General features: G+C 70.9%; 17 protein-coding genes. 11 read left to right on the top strand and 6 right to left on the bottom strand.

Annotated features, from left to right (window positions below; translation table 11 throughout):
• Nucleotides 1–4: 4 nt before the first annotated feature.
• On the bottom strand, nucleotides 5–1,396 hold the full coding sequence (locus CRP55_RS43770) for an MFS transporter (protein WP_179855604.1): 1,392 nt from the start codon (nucleotides 1,394–1,396) through the stop codon (nucleotides 5–7).
• A 61-nt stretch (nucleotides 1,397–1,457) separates the two neighbouring features.
• Between CRP55_RS43770 and CRP55_RS43765 the strand changes: the two genes are divergently transcribed.
• The 7 genes from CRP55_RS43765 to CRP55_RS43735 all read left to right on the top strand — a co-directional run bounded on the left by CRP55_RS43765 (nucleotide 1,458) and on the right by CRP55_RS43735 (nucleotide 9,632).
• Nucleotides 1,458–3,074, top strand: a complete 1,617-nt coding sequence (locus tag CRP55_RS43765; RefSeq protein ID WP_097327951.1) for an ABC transporter substrate-binding protein — start codon at nucleotides 1,458–1,460, stop codon at nucleotides 3,072–3,074.
• 2 nt (nucleotides 3,075–3,076) lie between these two features.
• The gene (locus CRP55_RS43760) at nucleotides 3,077–3,979 is read left to right on the top strand and encodes an ABC transporter permease (protein ID WP_097328052.1); all 903 of its coding nucleotides are present in this window, start codon (nucleotides 3,077–3,079) and stop codon (nucleotides 3,977–3,979) included.
• A gap of 1 nt (nucleotide 3,980) precedes the next feature.
• Entirely contained in the window at nucleotides 3,981–4,826 is an 846-nt protein-coding gene (locus tag CRP55_RS43755; protein ID WP_097327950.1) for an ABC transporter permease, read from the top strand.
• Nucleotides 4,823–6,616, top strand: a complete 1,794-nt coding sequence (gene nikE / locus CRP55_RS55330; protein ID WP_097327948.1) for a nickel ABC transporter ATP-binding protein NikE — start codon at nucleotides 4,823–4,825, stop codon at nucleotides 6,614–6,616. Before CRP55_RS43755 ends, nikE begins: the two co-directional genes overlap by 4 nt.
• Nucleotides 6,613–7,650: an LLM class flavin-dependent oxidoreductase gene (locus CRP55_RS43745; RefSeq protein ID WP_097327946.1), complete on the top strand. Its 1,038-nt coding sequence runs from the start codon at nucleotides 6,613–6,615 to the stop codon at nucleotides 7,648–7,650. The genes nikE and CRP55_RS43745 overlap by 4 nt, the downstream gene beginning before the upstream one ends.
• Nucleotides 7,647–8,765 carry an LLM class flavin-dependent oxidoreductase gene (locus CRP55_RS43740; RefSeq protein ID WP_097327945.1) on the top strand — a complete coding sequence of 373 codons (1,119 nt, stop codon included), beginning with the start codon at nucleotides 7,647–7,649 and terminating at the stop codon, nucleotides 8,763–8,765. The genes CRP55_RS43745 and CRP55_RS43740 overlap by 4 nt, the downstream gene beginning before the upstream one ends.
• A 228-nt stretch (nucleotides 8,766–8,993) precedes the next feature.
• On the top strand, nucleotides 8,994–9,632 hold the full coding sequence (locus CRP55_RS43735) for a trypsin-like serine peptidase (protein ID WP_097327943.1): 639 nt from the start codon (nucleotides 8,994–8,996) through the stop codon (nucleotides 9,630–9,632).
• A 4-nt stretch (nucleotides 9,633–9,636) separates the two neighbouring features.
• Here CRP55_RS43735 and CRP55_RS43730 read toward each other — a convergent pair whose 3' ends face one another.
• Nucleotides 9,637–9,978: an ankyrin repeat domain-containing protein gene (locus CRP55_RS43730; RefSeq protein ID WP_097327941.1), complete on the bottom strand. Its 342-nt coding sequence runs from the start codon at nucleotides 9,976–9,978 to the stop codon at nucleotides 9,637–9,639.
• 144 nt (nucleotides 9,979–10,122) lie between these two features.
• On the opposite strand from CRP55_RS43730, the gene CRP55_RS54155 reads away from it, so the two are divergent.
• On the top strand, nucleotides 10,123–10,530 hold the full coding sequence (locus CRP55_RS54155) for a hypothetical protein (RefSeq protein ID WP_218854969.1): 408 nt from the start codon (nucleotides 10,123–10,125) through the stop codon (nucleotides 10,528–10,530).
• 83 nt (nucleotides 10,531–10,613) lie between these two features.
• Here CRP55_RS54155 and CRP55_RS43720 read toward each other — a convergent pair whose 3' ends face one another.
• Nucleotides 10,614–11,201 carry a TetR/AcrR family transcriptional regulator gene (locus tag CRP55_RS43720; protein WP_097327940.1) on the bottom strand — a complete coding sequence of 196 codons (588 nt, stop codon included), beginning with the start codon at nucleotides 11,199–11,201 and terminating at the stop codon, nucleotides 10,614–10,616.
• A 115-nt stretch (nucleotides 11,202–11,316) separates the two neighbouring features.
• Between CRP55_RS43720 and CRP55_RS43715 the strand changes: the two genes are divergently transcribed.
• Together CRP55_RS43715 and CRP55_RS43710 are read left to right on the top strand one after the other, a co-directional pair.
• Nucleotides 11,317–12,135 (top strand): SDR family NAD(P)-dependent oxidoreductase, encoded by an 819-nt coding sequence (locus CRP55_RS43715; protein ID WP_097327939.1) that lies wholly within the window; start codon nucleotides 11,317–11,319, stop codon nucleotides 12,133–12,135.
• Between the two features lie 94 nt (nucleotides 12,136–12,229).
• Nucleotides 12,230–13,498 carry a diaminopimelate decarboxylase family protein gene (locus tag CRP55_RS43710; protein WP_097327938.1) on the top strand — a complete coding sequence of 423 codons (1,269 nt, stop codon included), beginning with the start codon at nucleotides 12,230–12,232 and terminating at the stop codon, nucleotides 13,496–13,498.
• On the opposite strand, the gene CRP55_RS43705 is transcribed toward CRP55_RS43710, so the two are convergent.
• Nucleotides 13,495–14,052 (bottom strand): CGNR zinc finger domain-containing protein, encoded by a 558-nt coding sequence (locus CRP55_RS43705; RefSeq protein ID WP_097327936.1) that lies wholly within the window; start codon nucleotides 14,050–14,052, stop codon nucleotides 13,495–13,497. The genes CRP55_RS43710 and CRP55_RS43705 overlap by 4 nt on opposite strands.
• Nucleotides 14,053–14,130: 78 nt before the next feature.
• Between CRP55_RS43705 and CRP55_RS43700 the strand changes: the two genes are divergently transcribed.
• On the top strand, nucleotides 14,131–15,141 hold the full coding sequence (locus CRP55_RS43700) for an EamA family transporter (RefSeq protein ID WP_097327934.1): 1,011 nt from the start codon (nucleotides 14,131–14,133) through the stop codon (nucleotides 15,139–15,141).
• Nucleotides 15,142–15,144: 3 nt separating this feature from the next.
• On the opposite strand, the gene CRP55_RS43695 is transcribed toward CRP55_RS43700, so the two are convergent.
• Both CRP55_RS43695 and CRP55_RS43690 read right to left on the bottom strand, forming a co-directional pair.
• Nucleotides 15,145–15,489, bottom strand: coding sequence for a hypothetical protein (locus CRP55_RS43695; protein WP_097327933.1), 345 nt, complete (start codon nucleotides 15,487–15,489; stop codon nucleotides 15,145–15,147).
• 30 nt (nucleotides 15,490–15,519) lie between these two features.
• Nucleotides 15,520–16,890 carry an LLM class flavin-dependent oxidoreductase gene (locus CRP55_RS43690; protein WP_097327931.1) on the bottom strand — a complete coding sequence of 457 codons (1,371 nt, stop codon included), beginning with the start codon at nucleotides 16,888–16,890 and terminating at the stop codon, nucleotides 15,520–15,522.
• Nucleotides 16,891–16,892: the final 2 nt, after the last annotated feature.

Here is a 16,892-nt window from a genome sequence, read left to right as displayed (position 1 = left end):
GTTGTCAACGCGGGCGGGCGGCGGGGCGGTCGAGGGGCGCGCGGGCGGGAAGCGCGGGGGCCGGGCCGACGGGACGGGCGGCCACGAAGACCGCGGCCGCGAGCATGGCGGCGCAGATGGCCAGGCCGTACGTCAGGGAGTCGCGCCCGAGCGACGCCAGCACCACGCCGGTCACCGCGGCCGTGCCGATGGTGGCCGCGACACGCTGCGCTTGCTGCAACAGCGCGGCCGCGAGCCCGGCCGCTTCCAGGGGCGCGTAGGCCAGCGTCAGGGCCTGGTTGGGCGAGATGATCACGCCGCCGGCGGCGCCGTTGACGAGCTGGGTGACCGCCAGGGCGAGGCCGAGGTGGGCCTCCGGGACGAACTGCACTATCAAAGCGGTGGCCACGATCGTCACAAATGCGACGACCAGTGCCCATTGGACACTGCGCCGTCCGTAGCGGCCCAGGATCCGCCAGCCCACGGCCGAGAAAACGGCAAAGCCCAAAGCGCTCGGCAGTACGGTCAATGCCGCGTGCAGAGGTGACCAGCCGAGTCCTTCCTGCAGGTAGAGGGTGATGGCCAGAGACGACGCCAGTGACGATCCGAACTGGAACATCGCGATCAGCGTGCCGTTGCGGAAGCCTCGCTCGCGGATCAGCGCGGGCAGCAGGATCGGGGTGCCGCGGTAACGCCGCTCCCAGATGATCAGGCCGGCGATGAGGGCGGGCGTCGTCGCCAGTAGCCAGCCGGTGCCGGGAACGGTGAAGGGCAGCAGCACGCTCAGCGTCGCCGCCCCGAGCAGGGTGAGCCCCGGAAGGTCGAGGGTGGTCCGATTTATGCCGGCTGACTGAGGAAAGTAGCGGATGGCCAACGGGATGGTGATCAGGCCGAACGGCACGTTCAACAGCAGCACGTAACGCCAGCCGGCGGTGTCGATCAGCACGCCGCCGACCAGCGGGCCGATCACCCCGGCGATGCCGCCGACCAGGGCGTACGCGCCGAGCGCCCGGGTCCGCTCGCGACCGGTGAACATCTCCTGGAAGATGCCGAGGACCTGCGGGTTGACCGTGCCGGCGCCGACGCCCTGCAGCAGTCGCGCGACCGCGACGACCCAGGCCTCCTGCGCGGTGCCGGCCAGGATCGCGGCCAGGCAGAACAGTGTGATGCCGCCGATGAACAGCCACTTGCGGCCGTGGGCGTCGCCGAGGCGGCCGGCCGGCACGAGCGCCAGGCCGAAGGTGAGCGAGTAGCCCGCGATGATCCATTGCACCGAGCCCGCGCCGGCGCCGAGCGAGTCGCGCAGGGCCGGCACGGCGGTGTTGAGACTGGACTGGTCGAGCAGTGTGGTGAAGGCGGCGGCCAGGCACAGGGCCGTCGTCGGGGCGGGAGCGACTTTGTGAGAAAGGGCGGTCACCTCTTGCTTATATCCCATAGAGCCTATAGGAAAAAGGGAGTCCGTCCCGATGGAGGTATCGATGCGTCACCGTCTTTGGCTCGCCGCGGCTGCGTCTCTCGCGCTGCTCGCGGGCTGCTCCTCCAGCGGCGGCACCGCCACCGACGCCGGTGCTCCGGTCTCCGGCGGCTCGCTGAGCTGGGCCGTGGAGACCGAGCCGATCACCCTGAACCCGCATCAGTACGCGCAGGCCAAGGCGCGCCTGCTCGTCTGGAACAACTTCGAGGCCCTGCTCACCCACGACGACAAGGGCGGTTACGTGCCCTGGCTCGCCACCGGGTACGAGGTCTCGCCCGACGGCAAGACCTACACCGTCAAGCTGCGCACCGGCGTCACCTTCAGCGACGGCACCAAGTTCGACGCGGCCGCGGTCAAGGCCAACGTGGACCAGCTGCTCGCCGACGGCTACGCCCCGACCGTCGCCGCCGTACAGCTGAAGAACTTGAAGAACGTCGAGGTCGTCGACCCGGCGACCATCAAGTACAACCTGAAGCAACCCGACGTGCTGATTTTGGACTTCCTCTCCTCGCCGCAGGGCGCGGTCGTCTCGCCCAAGTCGCTCAAGGAGGCGAAGAACCTCAAGGCGGGCGGCCCGGAGCTGGCGGGCACCGGGCCGTTCATCCTCGACAAGTACACGCCCGGCCAGGAACTGCACTACGTCAAGAACCCGAACTACAACTGGGCCCCGGCCAACGCCGGCCACACCGGACCGGCGTACCTCGACGAAGTGACCTACCGATTCCTCAAGGAGTCGTCGGTCCGCGTGGGCGCGCTGACCTCGGGCCAGGTGCAGGTGATCGAGGGTGTTCCGGCCACCGATCAGGCGCAGATCACCGCCAACCCGCAGCTGACCCTGAGCAAGGGGCTCAACTCGGGCTCGGCCTACTCGTACTACTTCAACACCTCGCACGCGCCGTTCGACGACATCCGGGTCCGGCAGGCGTTCCGCGACGCGCTCGACGTCGACACGGTCCTGCAAGGCGTCTACCGGGGCACGGCCACCCGCGCGTGGAGCGTGATCTCGCCGACGAGTCCGCTCTACGACTCCTCGCTCGAGAAGACCTACGGCAACGACGCGGCGAAAGCCAATGCCACGCTGGACGCCGCCGGCTGGAGCACGCGTGACGCCGAAGGCTACCGCACCAAGGACGGCAAGCGGCTGACCGCCCGGCTCGTGCAGTCGGCGCCGTTCGTCCGCGACCGCCGCGACATCCTGGCCCAGGCCGTGCAGGCCGCGGTCAAGCAGAGCGCCGGCATCGACCTCAAGGTCTCCGTGGTCGACCAGGGCACCGCCACCAAGGCGATCGAGGACAACCAGTACGAGATCTTCGACAACTCCCGGGCCGACACCGACGCCGGCGCCGCGCTCAACCTGCTGCTGCGCTCCGACGGCGCGATCAACCGGACCGGCGTCCAGGACACCCAGCTCGACTCGCTGCTCGCGGCGGGCGAGGCCGGTGGGGACCGGGTCAAGACGTACGGGGAAATCCAGCAGAAGGTCATCGCCAAGGACGCGCTGATCCAGCCGCTCTACGCGCCGGCCGACCAGATCGCCTCGTCCAAGGCCGTCGGCGGCCTCGGCTTCGAGCCGACCGCGGGCGTACCGGGCAACGCGTACAACGTCTGGCTGAGCAAGTGATCGTGCTCCGCCGCATCGGCACCGGCCTCGTGGTCCTGTGGGCCGCCGCCACGGCGGCCTACCTGGCCCTGCTGGCCGCGCCCGGCGACACGGTCGACGCGATCATCGGCGACGGCGCCGACACGCCCCTGATCCGGTCGCAGATCATCCAGGAGTGGCACCTCGACCGCCCGGCCGTCGTGCAATACCTCGACTTCCTGTGGCGAGCGCTGCACGGCGACCTGGGCCGCTCCTACCTGCTGCAACGGCCGGTCTCCGAGGTCATCGGGGGCCAGCTGGCACCGACGCTGACGCTGGCCTTCAGCGCGGGTGTCCTCGGCATCGTCCTGGCCCTGGTGCTGGCGGTCACCACCCGCCGGCCCTGGGCCCGCCGGGCCAGCTCCACCCTGGAGCTCGTCCTGGTCTCCACCCCGCCCTTCCTGATCGGGATCATCCTGCTGAGCGTCTTCTCGTTCCGGCTCGGCCTGTTCCCGGTCTCCGGTGACCAGGGCGTCGCGGCCCTGGTGCTGCCGGCGGTCACGCTGGCCCTGCCGGTGGCCGGGGTGCTCACCCAGGTGCTGCGCGACGGCATCGACCGGGCCCTGGACGAGCCGTTCGTGGTCACCGCCCGGGCCCGCGGGCTGGGGGAGCGGGCCGTGCTCGTGCGGCACGCCCTGCGGCACGCGCTGCTGCCGACCGTGACGCTGATCGGCTGGCTGTTCGGCATCCTGCTCGGCGGCGCCGTGATCATCGAGACCGTCTTCGGGCGGCCCGGGCTCGGCCAGGTCACCCTCCAGGCGGTGACCAGCGAGGACATGCCCGTGGTGCTGGCCGTGGTGGTCTTCTCGGCCTTCGTCTACGTGCTGCTCAACACCCTGGCCGACCTCGCCTACCTGATCATCGATCCCCGGCTGCGGAGGAGTTGACATGACCATCGCCCTCGATCGGCCCGTGTCGGTACGTTTTCGCCGCCCGCGCGGCCTCGGCGTCGCGGCCGCGTCCGGCTTCCTGCTGCTGGCCTTCGCCGCCGCGGTCACGCCCGGCCTGTTCGCGGGAGACCCCCTGGCGGCCGATCCGCTTCACGTGCTGGAGCCGCCCAGCGCCGCCCACTGGTTCGGCACCGACCAACTGGGCCGCGACGTCTTCGACCGGGTCGTGCACGGCGCCCGGCACTCGCTGAGCATCGGCATCGCGGCCACCCTGGTCGCCGCTGGTCTCGGCGTCCTGCTGGGCCTGCTGGCCGGTCTCTCCCACAGGTACGCCGACGAGGCGCTGAGCCGCGGCTTCGACGCCCTGGCGGCGTTCCCGCTGCTGCTGCTCGCGTTGCTGTTCGTCGCGGTCGCCGGGCCGGGCACGGTCGGCCTGATCGTGGCCATCGGCATCGCGACGCTGCCGCACTACGCGCGGGTGGTGCGCTCGCAGACCTTCGTGGTCCGCCAGGCCGGCTACGTGACGCAGGCGGTCGCGTTCGGCGACTCCCGCACGCGGCTGGTGCTGCGGCACGTGCTGCCCAACGTGATCGGCCCGATCCCGGTGCTCGCCGTCATCGGGCTCGGCGAGGCCATCCTGGCCGCGGCCGGCCTCAGCTTCCTCGGCATGGGACCGCAACCGCCCTCACCGGAGTGGGGCGCGATGCTCTCCGAGGGCCGCGGCTATCTGAGCATCGCCTGGTGGACCTCGATCCTGCCCGGCGTGGTGGTCACCCTGCTGGTCATCTCACTGACCGTCGTGGGACGGCGCCTTCAGCGCCGGTTCGAGGGGAGGACGGCATGATTTCCGTACGGGATCTGCGCGTCTCCTTCCCCGTCGGGCGCACCGTGGTCCCGGCGGTCCGCGGCGTCGACCTGGACATCGCCGCCGGCGAATGCGTGGCGCTGGTGGGCGAGTCCGGCTCGGGCAAGTCGGTCACGGCCCGCACCCTGGTCGGCCTGACCGGTCCCCAGGCCACGGTCGCCACCTCCCACTTCGAGATCAACGGCCAGGATGTACGGGGTTACGCCGAGCGTGACTGGAAACGCCTCCGGGGCAGCTTCGCCGGCCTCGTCCTGCAGGACGCCCTGGTCTCCCTGGACCCGCTGCGCACGGTAGGCGCCGAGATCACCGAGGTGCTGCGAACCCACAAGGTCAAGGGCGACCCGGTCTCGTTGCTGGCCGCGGTGCACGTCCCCGAGCCCGCACGACGGGCGAGGCAATACCCGCACCAGCTCTCGGGTGGCCTGCGCCAGCGCGCGCTGATCGCCTCGGCCATCGCCGCCGGCCCGCCTCTGCTGATCGCGGACGAGCCGACAACGGCCCTCGACGTGACCGTCCAGGCCCAAATCCTCGACCTGCTGGCCGAACGCAAGGCCACCGGCGAGACCCTCCTCCTGATCAGCCACGACCTGGCGGTCGTCTCCCGCCTGGCCGACCGGGTCCTGGTGATGAAGGACGGCCGGGTGGTCGAGTCGGGCCCGACCTCCTCGCTCCTGGCCGCCCCTTCCCATCCGTACACCCAAGAACTGGTCCAGGCAGTGCCGTCAGCGGCCTCCCGAGGCCGTCGCCTCTCCTCGGCCGGCCCCGCCCTTCGCGAACCTGCCGCCCTCTATTCCGCGCCCCCGGCTTCTTCCGCCGCGCCTTCCGCCGCGCCTTCCGCCGCGCCTTCCGTCGCTGCGGCGGCGGGGGGAGGGGAGGGGTTTACGTCCTCCGTCTCCGCGGCGGCGAGGGGAGGGGAGGGGTATGCGTCCTCCGTCTCCGCGGCGGCGAGGGGAGGGGAGGGGTTTGCGCTCTCCGCCTCCGCGGCGGAGCGGGAAGAGGGCGAGAGGGCGACGCCTTCCTCCTCGGCTGACAGCGTTGTCGTTCGGGCGGAAGGGTTGACGAAGGCGTATGGGCGGCACACGGTCGTGGACGGCGTGGATCTCACTGTGCGCCGAGGGGAGATCGTTGGGCTGGTTGGGGAGTCGGGATCGGGGAAGACCACCGTTGCCCAGCTGGTGTTCGGGCTGGTGGCGCCTACGTCCGGGGCCGTGGCGTTCGAGGGCGCGCCATGGACCGGGTTGAAGGAGCGGCGGCGTCGTTCGCGGCGCCGCCGCCTCCAATTCATCGCGCAGGATCCGCTGTCGGCCTTTGATCCTCGCTGGACCGTGCGCCGCATCGTCGGGGAGGCGCTTCCCGATGGGGAGACCGCCGCGCCGTTGCTGGAGCGGGTCGGGCTCTCGGCCGATGTGCTCGACCGCTATCCGCGGCAGCTCTCCGGTGGGCAGCGGCAGCGAGTGGCGATCGCCCGTGCGCTGGCGCCCCGGCCGAGCCTCATCATCTGCGACGAGCCGGTGTCCGCTCTTGACGTGTCGGTGCAGGCGCAGGTGCTCGACCTTCTGGCCGACATCCGGGCCACCGACGGCACGGCGCTTCTCTTCATCTCGCACGACCTCGGGGTCGTGCACCACCTGGCCGATCGCGTGCTCGTCATGCGCGACGGCGCCGTCGTCGAATCAGGGCCGATCGACGACGTGTTCCACCACCCGCAGCACGAGTACACCCGCGCCCTGCTAGACGCGGTGCCGAACCTGGAGGTGTCGCAGGCATGAAGTTCCTGCTCATCACACTGATCGCCAAACCCGACCCGTCGATCTCGGACCACGCCCGCCTCCGCGAGGTGGTCGACAACGCCGTACTGGCCGAGGAACTTGGTTTTGACGGTTATGGGGTGGGTGAGCGCCACGAGCGCCCGTTCATCTCGTCGTCGCCGCCGGTCGTCCTCAGCCACATCGCGGCCAAGACCTCCACGATCCGGCTGTTCACGGCGGTCACCACGCTCAGCCTGCTCGACCCGGTTCGCGCGTACGAGGACTACGCCACCCTGGACAACCTCTCCGACGGCCGCATCGAGCTGATCATCGGCAAGGGCAACGGCGCCGCACAGGCCAAGCTGTTCCATGTCACCACCGACGACCAGTGGGATCGCAACCGGGAAAGCTACGAGCTGTTCCGCCGGCTCTGGCGCGAGCCCAAGGTGACGTGGGAAGGACGCTTCCGGCCGTCGCTGACCGAGGCCGAGACGTGGCCGCGGCCGTTGCAGAAGCCGATCCGGGTCTGGCACGGCAGCGCCACCAGCAAGGAGAGCGTCGACCTGGCCGCGCAGTACGGCGATCCGCTGTTCTCGGCCAACGTCACCAACCCGATAGAGCCGTACGCGGAGCTGATCCGCTACTACCGGGAACGTTGGGAGCACTACGGGCACGACCCGGCGGAGGCGCTGGTGGGTGCCGGCTCGGCCGGCTTCTACGTGGCCCGGACCTCGCAGGAGGCCGTGGAGACGTACCGGCCGATCTATGACGCCCGCATCGCGCTGTTCCGCAAGGTCGGCGTCGAGCCGGTCTTCCCGACGCTGGAGGACGCGATCGAGCGCAGCTCGATCCTGGTCGGCAGCCCGCAGCAGATCATCGACAAGGTGCTGCGCTATCACGCCGAGTTCGGTCACGAGGTCATGCACCTGCACGCCGACGGTGACGGCCTCACCGACAAACAGCACCGGGCGACGCTGGAGCTCTTCCAGTCGGAGGTCGCGCCGGCGCTGCGCAAGGACATTCCTAGCCGTCCGTTCGCGGGGAGCCTCGTATGACCGTCCCACTGTCCATCCTGGATCTGGCGCCGCTGGTCGACGGCGGTGACGCCCGCGACGCGCTGCGGCGCACGCTCGACCTGGCCCGTTCGGCCGAGGAGTTCGGCTATCACCGCTTCTGGGTCGCCGAGCACCACCTGACGCCCGGCGTGGCCAGCTCGCAGCCGGCCGTGCTGCTCGGGGCCATCGCCTCGGTGACCGACCGCATCCGGCTCGGGTCGGGCGCGCTGCAGACCGGCTTTCTGACGCCCCTGGCCGCTCTGGAGCAGTTCGGCCTGCTCGACGCGCTTTATCCGGGGCGCTTCGACCTCGGGCTGGGCCGGTCGGCCCAGCGGCGCAAATCGGACCTGTCGTCGTCTCAGCCGCCGCCCGAGGTCGACGCCCACGTCGTCGACGGTCTCCTGATCCCCAAGCATTACAACTATCAGGTGCTGCTCAAGTCGGGGAGCGCTCAACTGTGGTTCAAGCTGCTCAAACAGCCCGGCGCGGAACCGCTCGACCTGGACACGGTGGTCGAGGACATCGAGATCCTGCGCGCCGGCCCGTACACCGACGCCGAGGGCAACTCGGCTCGCGCCGTGCCCGGCGAGGGCGCCGACCTCGAGCTCTGGATCCTCGGCAGCAGCGGCGGCGAGAGCGCGCAGGTGGCCGGCGCGCGCGGGCTGCCGTTCGCGGCGAACTACCACGTCGCGCCGGCGAAGGTCCTGGAGGCCGTCGAGGCGTACCGTGCCGCCTTCAAGCCCTCGTCGTTGTTGAAAGAGCCGCACGTGATGGTCTCGGCCGACGTCCTCGTGGCCGACGACGACGAGACCGCGGTGGAGCTCGCCCTCCCGTACGCCCTCTGGGTCCGCAGCGTCCGTCAGGGCGGCGCCGTGCCGTGGCCGACGCTGGAGCAGGCGCGTGCCCACAAGTGGACCGAGGAAGACCGCCGGCTGGTCAAGGACCGGGTCGACACCCAGTTCGTCGGCTCACCCGAGACCGTGACCGAGAAACTGGAGACTTTGCGCCGCGTGACCGGCGCCGACGAGCTGCTGATCACCACCATGGCCCACGACCACCACGACCGCGTCCGCTCCTACGAGCTGCTCGCCAAGCACTGGCCTCCTTCTTGCTGACACCACTGCGGAAGCGGAGGAGGCCGGCATGACACTGGGAACCTATACGCGGCGCGGGACCCCGGACGCCGAGATCATCGGGCCGGACGATCGGCACCTGGTCACCAACACCCTTCAGATACCGTTCCGGTTCATCTGCTGCCTCGCTACGTCCGGTCCAGGAACCTGCTCGTCGCGCCGGCCCGCAACGACCGGAGCCTTCCGGCCGACGTCTCCACGGTCCGGACCGTGCGCGTCTCGCCGCAATGGCAGGCCACGGCGGACAGGCAGGCGGCCGGCGGCAACAAGCACCGCATAGCCGGTCCCCTCGAAGCGGACTACGCCCTGGTGACGCTGGAGAAGCCACTCGGCTCACGGCCCCAGCCGCTGGGTTGGTGGGCTCACCCGCGGCTGGGAGGCAACACCCGCATCCGGGCCTACGACGCCGCGCTGTGGCAGCGGCTGCTGAAGGAGAAGGTCACGCTCAACGTCTGCGGCTATCCGGCCGACAAGTGCCGCGATCAGCCCCCGCACGGCCCGGCGACACCCGCGCAACTCGCCGCCTGCACCGGCCACGTCCCCGGCCGGCCGGAGTGGCGCGACATCGGCTCGACGCAATGGCTCGGTACGGGCCGGCTGATCGACCCCGCCCGGGCGCCCGGGGTGCTGACCTACGACGCGGACACCGCCCCCGGGCACAGCGGCAGCCCGATCTGGCTGAACTGGGAGGGCTACCGCAACCTCGTCGCCATTCACACCGGCCCCGGCAACCGCGGCAGCGCCCCGCCGCATGCCTGGATCTCGAACCGGGGCGTCCCGATCAGCGAAGCGCTCCTGTGCCAGCTGCGGGCCTGGATGTGCCTCGACCGCGTACAGCCGAATTTCTGAAGGCTCAGCCCAGCAGAGCCGCCATCTCGGGCAGTTTGAAGAAGTCCGCCGTCGCCGTGGCCGAGGGCGACCCACCCTCCGGGTCGGCCCCGGCGCCGAGCAGCGCCTTCACGGTGGCGGCGTTCTGCCGGAACACCGCGGCGGCCAGCGCGGTCTGCCCCCGGTCGTTGACCCGATCGGGGTCGGCCCCGAGCTCGAGCAGCGCGTTCACCGTCACCGGGTGGTTGTGGTACGCGGCCAGGATCAGCAGCGTGTCGCCTTTGGCGTTGGTCAGGTTGACCGGCAGGCCCGCCGCGACGTTGGCGGCCAGCTCCTCGCTCTCCCCGCCCCGCGCCAGGTCGAACATGCGGTTCGCATACGCGATCGTCTCTTCATCCAGCTCAGCCACGGCGCCAGCTCTACCCCGTCCGTGCCCGGCTAATCCTGCCCGATGCGATCATCAACGGCGATGAAGTCTTTGGGGCAGGTGACGGCACCGTCAGGGACCGTTGTGCTGGCGGACGCGGGATTGCTCAGCGAGTGGGTGGAACTCGGCGAGCCGCTGTCCGTTCGCGCGCTCCGGGCGGCCGAGTCCGGCGGCGCCTGCCTGCGGGACTGGTTGGCCGAAGCGGTGGCGGTGCCGGCCCGAGACGGGCCGCTGATCGTGGCCGCGAGAACCCGGCCCGGAGCGTATGAGCCTGCCGACACGATCGCCGTCCTGCAGATCGATCTGGGCTTTCCCTGGTCGGGCGGAACTGGACCGGTCGTGCTGGGCGATCTGCCGGTCAGCCGTTGCGGGATGGTCATCGGCGATGCGCGCGCTCTCGACTCGTGGGTCGGGTTCCTGCCCGAGCCCCGGAGCGTCGACGGGCTGGCCGACCTACGGATCGCTCGAACTTCAGCGTTTCGGCGGGGGTAGGTCGTTCGGGCAGGTCTACCCGCTGACCCTGGAAGAAGTCGACGGCGGGACTGTTCTGCGGTGGACCATCCCGGCCGCCGAATTCACGGGCGGAACGCCTGGAGGGTGATGTCGACCAGGGCGTCGGCGTACTCCGGGGTCAGGGGGCCGGTGCTCAGCAGCCAGCGCTGGTAGAGCGGGGCGTACAGGAACTCCAGGAACAGGTCGAGGTCGGTGTCGAGGGGTAGCTGTCCGGCCTGCTGGGCGCTGCGCAGGCGGTCCTTTTTGGCCTCGTCGACCGGGGCGGCCAGCTTTTCGCGGTACTGGGCGGTCAAGGCCGGGTCGGCGATGATCTCCAGGTTGAAAGCTCGGACGGGCGCCTCGAAAGCGGGGTCGGCGAACTCGGCGACGGTGGCCCGCATGACGGTTTTGAGGTCGGCCTCGAGATCGCCGGTGTCGGGGAGGGCCATGCCGTCGCCCTGGTCGCTCAAGGCCAGGAACGCGTCGAAGATGACGGCGCCCTTCGAGGGCCACCAGCGGTAGATGGTCTGCTTTCCCACGCCGGCGCGGGCGGCGATGGCCTCGATGGAGACCTTGGCGTAGCCGAGCTCGGAGATCAGGGCGCGGGCGGCGTCGAGGATCGCCTGGCGCGATCGTTCGCTGCGCAGGGCGGGGTTCGGCGTTCGGGGCACGGGCGGAGCCTAGCAGAGGGCGAGACGAGACGGTCCGTCTTGACAGGCGGGGAGAGGTCGCGCAGACTACGCCGGTAGCGGCGAGACGGACCGTCTCGTCTCGAAGGGAGAGAACGTGACGGCGCGAGTGTGGTTCATAACGGGCGCGTCCCGAGGGCTGGGACGGGCGTTCGCCGAGGCGGCGCTGGCGTCAGGGGAACGCGTCGTGGCCGCGGCCAGGGACGTCGGGCCGCTGGACGACCTGGTCGCCGGATATCCGGAACGGCTGGTGCGGCTGACGCTGGACGTGTCGGACCGAGCGGCGGTACGGAAGGTCGTGGACGAGGCGGCGGCGGTGTTCGGGCGGCTCGATGTCGTGGTCAACAACGCCGGCGTGATGCTGCTCGGCATGGTGGAGGAGGCGACCGAGGAAGAGATCCGGGCGCAGTTCGACGTCAACTTCTTCGGGGCGGTGTGGGTGGCCCAGGCGGTGGTGCCGCATCTGCGTGCGCAGGGGTCGGGCCACATCCTGCAGGTCACGACCATGGGTACGGGTGGTGGGTTCGCGTCGACCGGGTTCTACGCGGCCAGCAAGTCGGCGCTCGACTCGATGAGCCAGGCGCTGGCCATGGAGGTGGCGCCGTTCGGGATCAAGGTGACGATCGTGCAGCCCGGCGGGTACGGGACGGAGCTGTTCACGCGGGGCACCACGACGACCGAGGCCCGGCCCGAGTACGAGGCGCTGCGGGAGCAGTTGGCCGCGATGTGGGGTGACGACGCCGGTCCCGACCCCAGCACGGCGGCGCCGGTCGTCATGGAGCTCGCCGGCCTGGAGCGGCCGCCGCTGCGCCTGATCGTCGGCTCCGCCTCGTACGACATGGTCCAGCAGATGGACCAGGCCCGGACCGAGGAGTACCGGACCTGGGAGCATCTCAGCCGCAAGGCTCCGGGTTGAGCGCCGTATCCGCCGCGTGAACAAACGGGCGCCCGGCGTCAACGCTGAATATCCGGGTGGATCTTTCCGGCGGCGCCGGGAGCAAGGTCAGGACATGACGCTCGCCGACATCGTCCCGTCCCTGCGCATCGCCCTGCGCCCGCCGCTCGATCCCACGGTCTGGCCGCTCTCCGCCCGCTGGGTGGGCCACGGCGACCTGCAGATCGGCGGGGTGCGGGCGAGCAAGCTCGCCCATTCCTACGGAACGCCGCTGCACATTCTCGACGAGCAGGACGTACGCGAGAGGAGCGCCGAATATCGGCGTGCGTTCGGGGAGCGCGCGGTCTCGTACAGCGCGAGGGCGGGCCTGACCCTGGAAACGGCGAAGTGGGTGGCGTCCTCGGGTCTCGGATGTCGTGTCTCGTCGGCCGCGGAGCTGCGGATCGCTCTGACCGCGGGCGTCGGAGCCTCGGAGATCGTGCTCGGCGGGGCCGGCAAGTCCCTGGCCGACCTGGACGCGGCGAACGCCTGCGGCGCCGCGGTGGTGGCCGGTTCCGTGGCCGAGATCGCGCTGATCGCGTCGCGGGCCGTGCTGCCGCAGCGGGTGTGGCTGCGGATCGTGCCGGCGCGGATGGGGCGGCGCCGGATCAGGTACGGGCTCAAGTGCGGCACCGGGCCCGCCCTGGCCGCGGTCGCGGCGATCCGCTCCCAGCCCGGCCTGGAACTGGCCGGGTTCGACTGCGACTGCGGGCACCAGCTCAGCCGGTTCCAGCCGTTCGAGTCGTCGGTGCGCGAGGTCCTGGGCTTCGCGACCGTGGTCCGCTCCCGCTACGGCATCACCGTGCCGGCGGTGAACCTCGGCGGCGGGCACGCGGCCTGCTACCGATGCGGGGACGACGACTTCGCGGTCGGTGCGTTCGCGGCGCGGGCGCGGGCCATGGTGCACCTGTCGGCCGAATACTTCGGGATCGCCGAGCCGCGGCTGACCGTCTCGCCGGGACGGTCCATCGTGTCGCGGGCGGGAGTGACCATCACCCGGGTCGCCGCGGTGTCGTCGAACCTCGGCGGGCTGACCGTCTCACTCGACGAGGGCGTGCCCGGCTGCGGGGCGGCGCCGTGCTCGGGACGGCACTCGATGGTGCTCGTGGGCCGCGAGTCGCGGTCGCCGCTGCGGCCGGCGACCGTGGTGGAGACGCCCGGGCCGGCGCGGACGGCGGCGGAACTGCCGGCGGACGTCGAGCCCGGCGACCTCGTCGCCATCGCGGGGACCGGCGGATATCACTACGCGGACTCGCCCTCGGTGGGCGGGGCGGCGCTGCTGGGCGTGTCCGGCGGCATGGTCCGTACGATCAAACGCCGCCCCACCCTCGAGGAGCTCGCCTAGCTCTGCTCGGTCGCTTTGCGCTCCCGGAAAGCGGCCATGTTCATCCGGTTTCCGCAGCGCACGCTGCAGAAACGCTTGGAGCCGTTGCGGGACAGGTCGAGCAGCAGGCCGGTGCAGTCGTCGGCTCCGCACTGCCGCAGTCGGCCGACCTCGTTCATCCGGATCACGTCGATGAGGGCGAGGGCGGCCTCGACCCGCATGCGCTCGGCCAGCGGGGCGCCGGGGGCGGTGGCGTGCATGTGCCAGTCCGAGTCGTCGTGCCGGGTGAGGTAGGGCAGGGCTTTCGCCTTCCGCAGCATCTCGTTGACGGCGGGCACCATGGCGTCGCGGTCGAGGAACCAGACGCGGCGCAGCTCGTCGCGGACCGCGCGCACCTCGCGCAGCTCGGCCTCGTCGTGGTCGATGCGCCCCGAGTAGTGCCAGCGGGCCAGCAGGGCGCCGAGCTGGTCCACCGTGGCCAGCTCGTCCTCGCCGGTGCGGGTCGCGCCCGGGTCGGTGTCGGTCAGGTCGACGATGAACTCCAGCGCCTCCTCCGTGTCAGGGGCAAAAAGCAATTTGACTCCTCACAGGTACGAGCCTAGCGTCAGGGGTATAAGCAATTTAGCTCATGACAGCGATCAAGGTGGGGTGCCATGAAGTTCTCGGCCAAGTCCGTGGGTCTGGTCATCGCCGTGACCTCAGCGGTCTCGTTCGGAACGTCCGGCGCGTTCATCAAACCGCTGCTGGAGGCGGGCTGGTCGCCGGCGGCGGCGGTGACGATCAGGGCCCTGACCGGGGGAGTGGTGCTGCTCCCGCTGCTGATCATCTCGTTGCGGGGGCGCTGGCCGGCGCTGTGGCGCGGGCGGTGGCGGGTCCTCGGGATGGGTGTGATCGCGGTGGCGTTCACGCAGCTCGCGTACTTCGCGGCGATCTCGCGGATACCGGTGTCGACGGCGCTGCTGATCGAATATCTGGCGCCGCTGCTGCTGGTGCTGTTCACGTGGGCGACCACACGGCGTACGCCCCGCCCGATGGTGTTGCTCGGCTCGGTCCTGGCGATCGGCGGCCTGGTGCTGGTGATCGGTCCGGGGGCGCTGCGGGCGGTGGACGTGTGGGGGCTGGCCCTGGCCTTCGCGGCGGCGATCGGCTGCGCGGTGTACTTCGTGGTGGCGGCGAGGCCCAACGACGGGTTGCCGCCGGTCGCGCTGGCCTCGTCGGGCCTGATCCTCGGAAGCCTGACCCTGGCGGTGGCGTCGGCGGTGGGCCTGGTCCCGTTCCGGACGGTCATGACGGACGTCACGGTGGTGAACTCGACCGCCCCGTGGTGGCTGCCGCTGCTGGTAGTGGCGATCGTGGGGACGGCTATCGCGTACGCCACGGGGATCGCGGGGTCGGCCCGGCTGGGCTCCCGCCTGGCCTCGTTCGTGGGGCTTCTCGAAGTGGTCTTCGCGTCGGTCTTCGCGTGGCTGGTCCTGGGCGAGTCGCTGAGCCCGCTGCAGCTGCTCGGCGGCGTCCTCATCCTGGCCGGCATCGCCTCGATCCCCTCCGAGCAGCCGGCCGCTTCACCTTCCGCGCCGCCCGCGCCCGCTTCGCCTGCCGCTTCGGTTGCCTTGTCGGCTGAGGCGCCGGCTGTCACGCGGGCGCCGGTCGTCGCCGCCGACTGACGGTCAGCGCCGGCGGATCACCTGCCAGAGCAGGCGGGCCACCGCGGCGTTGGCGAGAGCCGCGAGGCAGAAGACCACCACGACCCCGCCCCGGGCCACCGCCGCCTCGTGGCCCGGGCTGAGGCCGAGAATGGCTGTGGCGATGGAGTTCGCCCACAGCGCTGGGTAGATCAGGAAGCCCATCGGCAGTGTCAGGGCCGCGGCGGTGAGATAGAGCGCGGGCCCGATCGAGTCCCCGGTCAGCGACGAGACGGCCACGAGCACGGCCACGACGACGACATAGGCGCAAGTCGCGACGACGGCCGGCAGGCTTCGGCCGGGCCGCCATTCCGTGGTCCTGGTTGTCATCGGCCTTCTCTGCCCTCGATAGCTGCGATGTCAGAGCCGACGATATTGCGCCGCTGGGTGGTCGGCGCGGGCGCGGGTTACGCCCGGGCCGTGGAAGTGCTCGCGCAAGGTGCCGCCCTCGTAGTCGCGCCACACGCGGCCGCGGCGCTGAAGCTCGGGGACGACCAGGTCGGCGAAATCGCGGAAGGTGACCGGCGGGACCGGGTCGGCGATGTTGAAGCCGTCCACACCCGACTCGTCGATCCAGCGCTCCAGCTCGTCGGCGACAGTGGTGGGACTGCCGACGATCACCGGGCCGCCGCCGCCCACGCCGACGAACTCGGCGATCGCGCGCGGGGTCCAGGTGCGCGACGGGTCGAGGGTGGTGAAAAGCTCGACCATGCCGCGGATGCCGTCCGTGTCGACGTACTCCAAAGGCTTGTCGAGATCCAGGGCCGACAGGTCGATGTGCATCAGCGCGCTCCAGCGGGCCAGCGCGCCCTCGACGCTGGCGTATCGCTGATAGTCGGCCAGCTTGGCCGCGGCCGCCTCGTCGGTCTCGGCCACGATCACCGTGGCGATCGCGAAGAACTTGAGCGACAGCGGGTCACGGCCGTTCTCGGCGGCCCGCCGCCGCACGTCGTCGACCAGGCCGCGGGCCATCGACGGCAGATAGGTGGACAGGAAGACGCCCTCGGCGTGCCGGGCGGCGAACGCGCGGCCCACCTTCGACGTGCCCGCCTGGTAGAGAACGGGGGTGCGCTGCACGCCCGGCTCCGACAGGGCGATGCCGGGCACGCGGTAATACTCGCCCTCGTGCGCGACGGGCCGCACCCTCGACGGGTCCACGAAGACGCCGGCCTCCACGTCCTGCACCACGGCGTCGTCGGCCCAGCTCGACTCCCACAGCTTGTAGACGACGTCCATGAACTCCTCGGCCACCGCGTATCGCTGGTCGTGCGGGAGCTGCTTGTCCAGGCCGAGGTTGCGGGCGGCGCTGTCCAGGGCCGAGGTGACGATGTTCCAGCCGATCCGGCCGTTGGTCAGGTGGTCCAGCGTGGTCATCTTGCGGGCGAAGGCGTACGGCTGCTCGTAGGTCGACGAGACCGTGACCGAGAAGCCGAGCCGTTCGGTGGCCGCCGCCATCGCGCTGATCGCCAGCAGCGGGTCGTCGGTCGGGGTCTGGATGCCGTCGCGCAGCGCCGCGTCGACGCTGCCCTGATAGACGTCGAGCGGGCCGAGCGCGTCCGCGATGAAGAGCGCGTCGAAACGCCCCCGCTCGAGGATCCGGGCGGTGTCGACCCAGTAGGACAGGTCCCGGTACCGGTGCGCCTGGCTGTCCGGGTGCCGCCACAGCCCGATCGCCGTGTGCCCGACCGTCGACTGCCGCAACCCGTTGAGCCGGATCCGCTGCTCGCTCATCT

The organism is Paractinoplanes atraurantiacus (genome assembly GCF_900215205.1).
Classification (GTDB): domain Bacteria; phylum Actinomycetota; class Actinomycetes; order Mycobacteriales; family Micromonosporaceae; genus Actinoplanes; species Actinoplanes atraurantiacus.
Note: the sequence above shows the minus strand (reverse complement) of the source record. Positions and strands in the feature narration are given on the sequence as shown.

Bases quoted from the DNA above. Each gene is read 5' to 3' on its own strand.
- CRP55_RS43710 (WP_097327938.1), top strand. From the start codon at position 12,230: ATGACGCTCGCCGACATCGTCCCGTCCCTGCGCATCGCCCTGCGCCCG.
- CRP55_RS43745 (WP_097327946.1), top strand. From the start codon at position 6,613: ATGAAGTTCCTGCTCATCACACTGATCGCCAAACCCGACCCGTCGATC.
- CRP55_RS43695 (WP_097327933.1), bottom strand. From the start codon at position 15,489: ATGACAACCAGGACCACGGAATGGCGGCCCGGCCGAAGCCTGCCGGCC.
- CRP55_RS43690 (WP_097327931.1), bottom strand. From the start codon at position 16,890: ATGAGCGAGCAGCGGATCCGGCTCAACGGGTTGCGGCAGTCGACGGTC.
- nikE (WP_097327948.1), top strand. From the start codon at position 4,823: ATGATTTCCGTACGGGATCTGCGCGTCTCCTTCCCCGTCGGGCGCACC.
- CRP55_RS43700 (WP_097327934.1), top strand. From the start codon at position 14,131: ATGAAGTTCTCGGCCAAGTCCGTGGGTCTGGTCATCGCCGTGACCTCA.
- CRP55_RS43730 (WP_097327941.1), bottom strand. From the start codon at position 9,978: ATGTTCGACCTGGCGCGGGGCGGGGAGAGCGAGGAGCTGGCCGCCAAC.
- CRP55_RS43740 (WP_097327945.1), top strand. From the start codon at position 7,647: ATGACCGTCCCACTGTCCATCCTGGATCTGGCGCCGCTGGTCGACGGC.
- CRP55_RS43755 (WP_097327950.1), top strand. From the start codon at position 3,981: ATGACCATCGCCCTCGATCGGCCCGTGTCGGTACGTTTTCGCCGCCCG.
- CRP55_RS43765 (WP_097327951.1), top strand. From the start codon at position 1,458: ATGCGTCACCGTCTTTGGCTCGCCGCGGCTGCGTCTCTCGCGCTGCTC.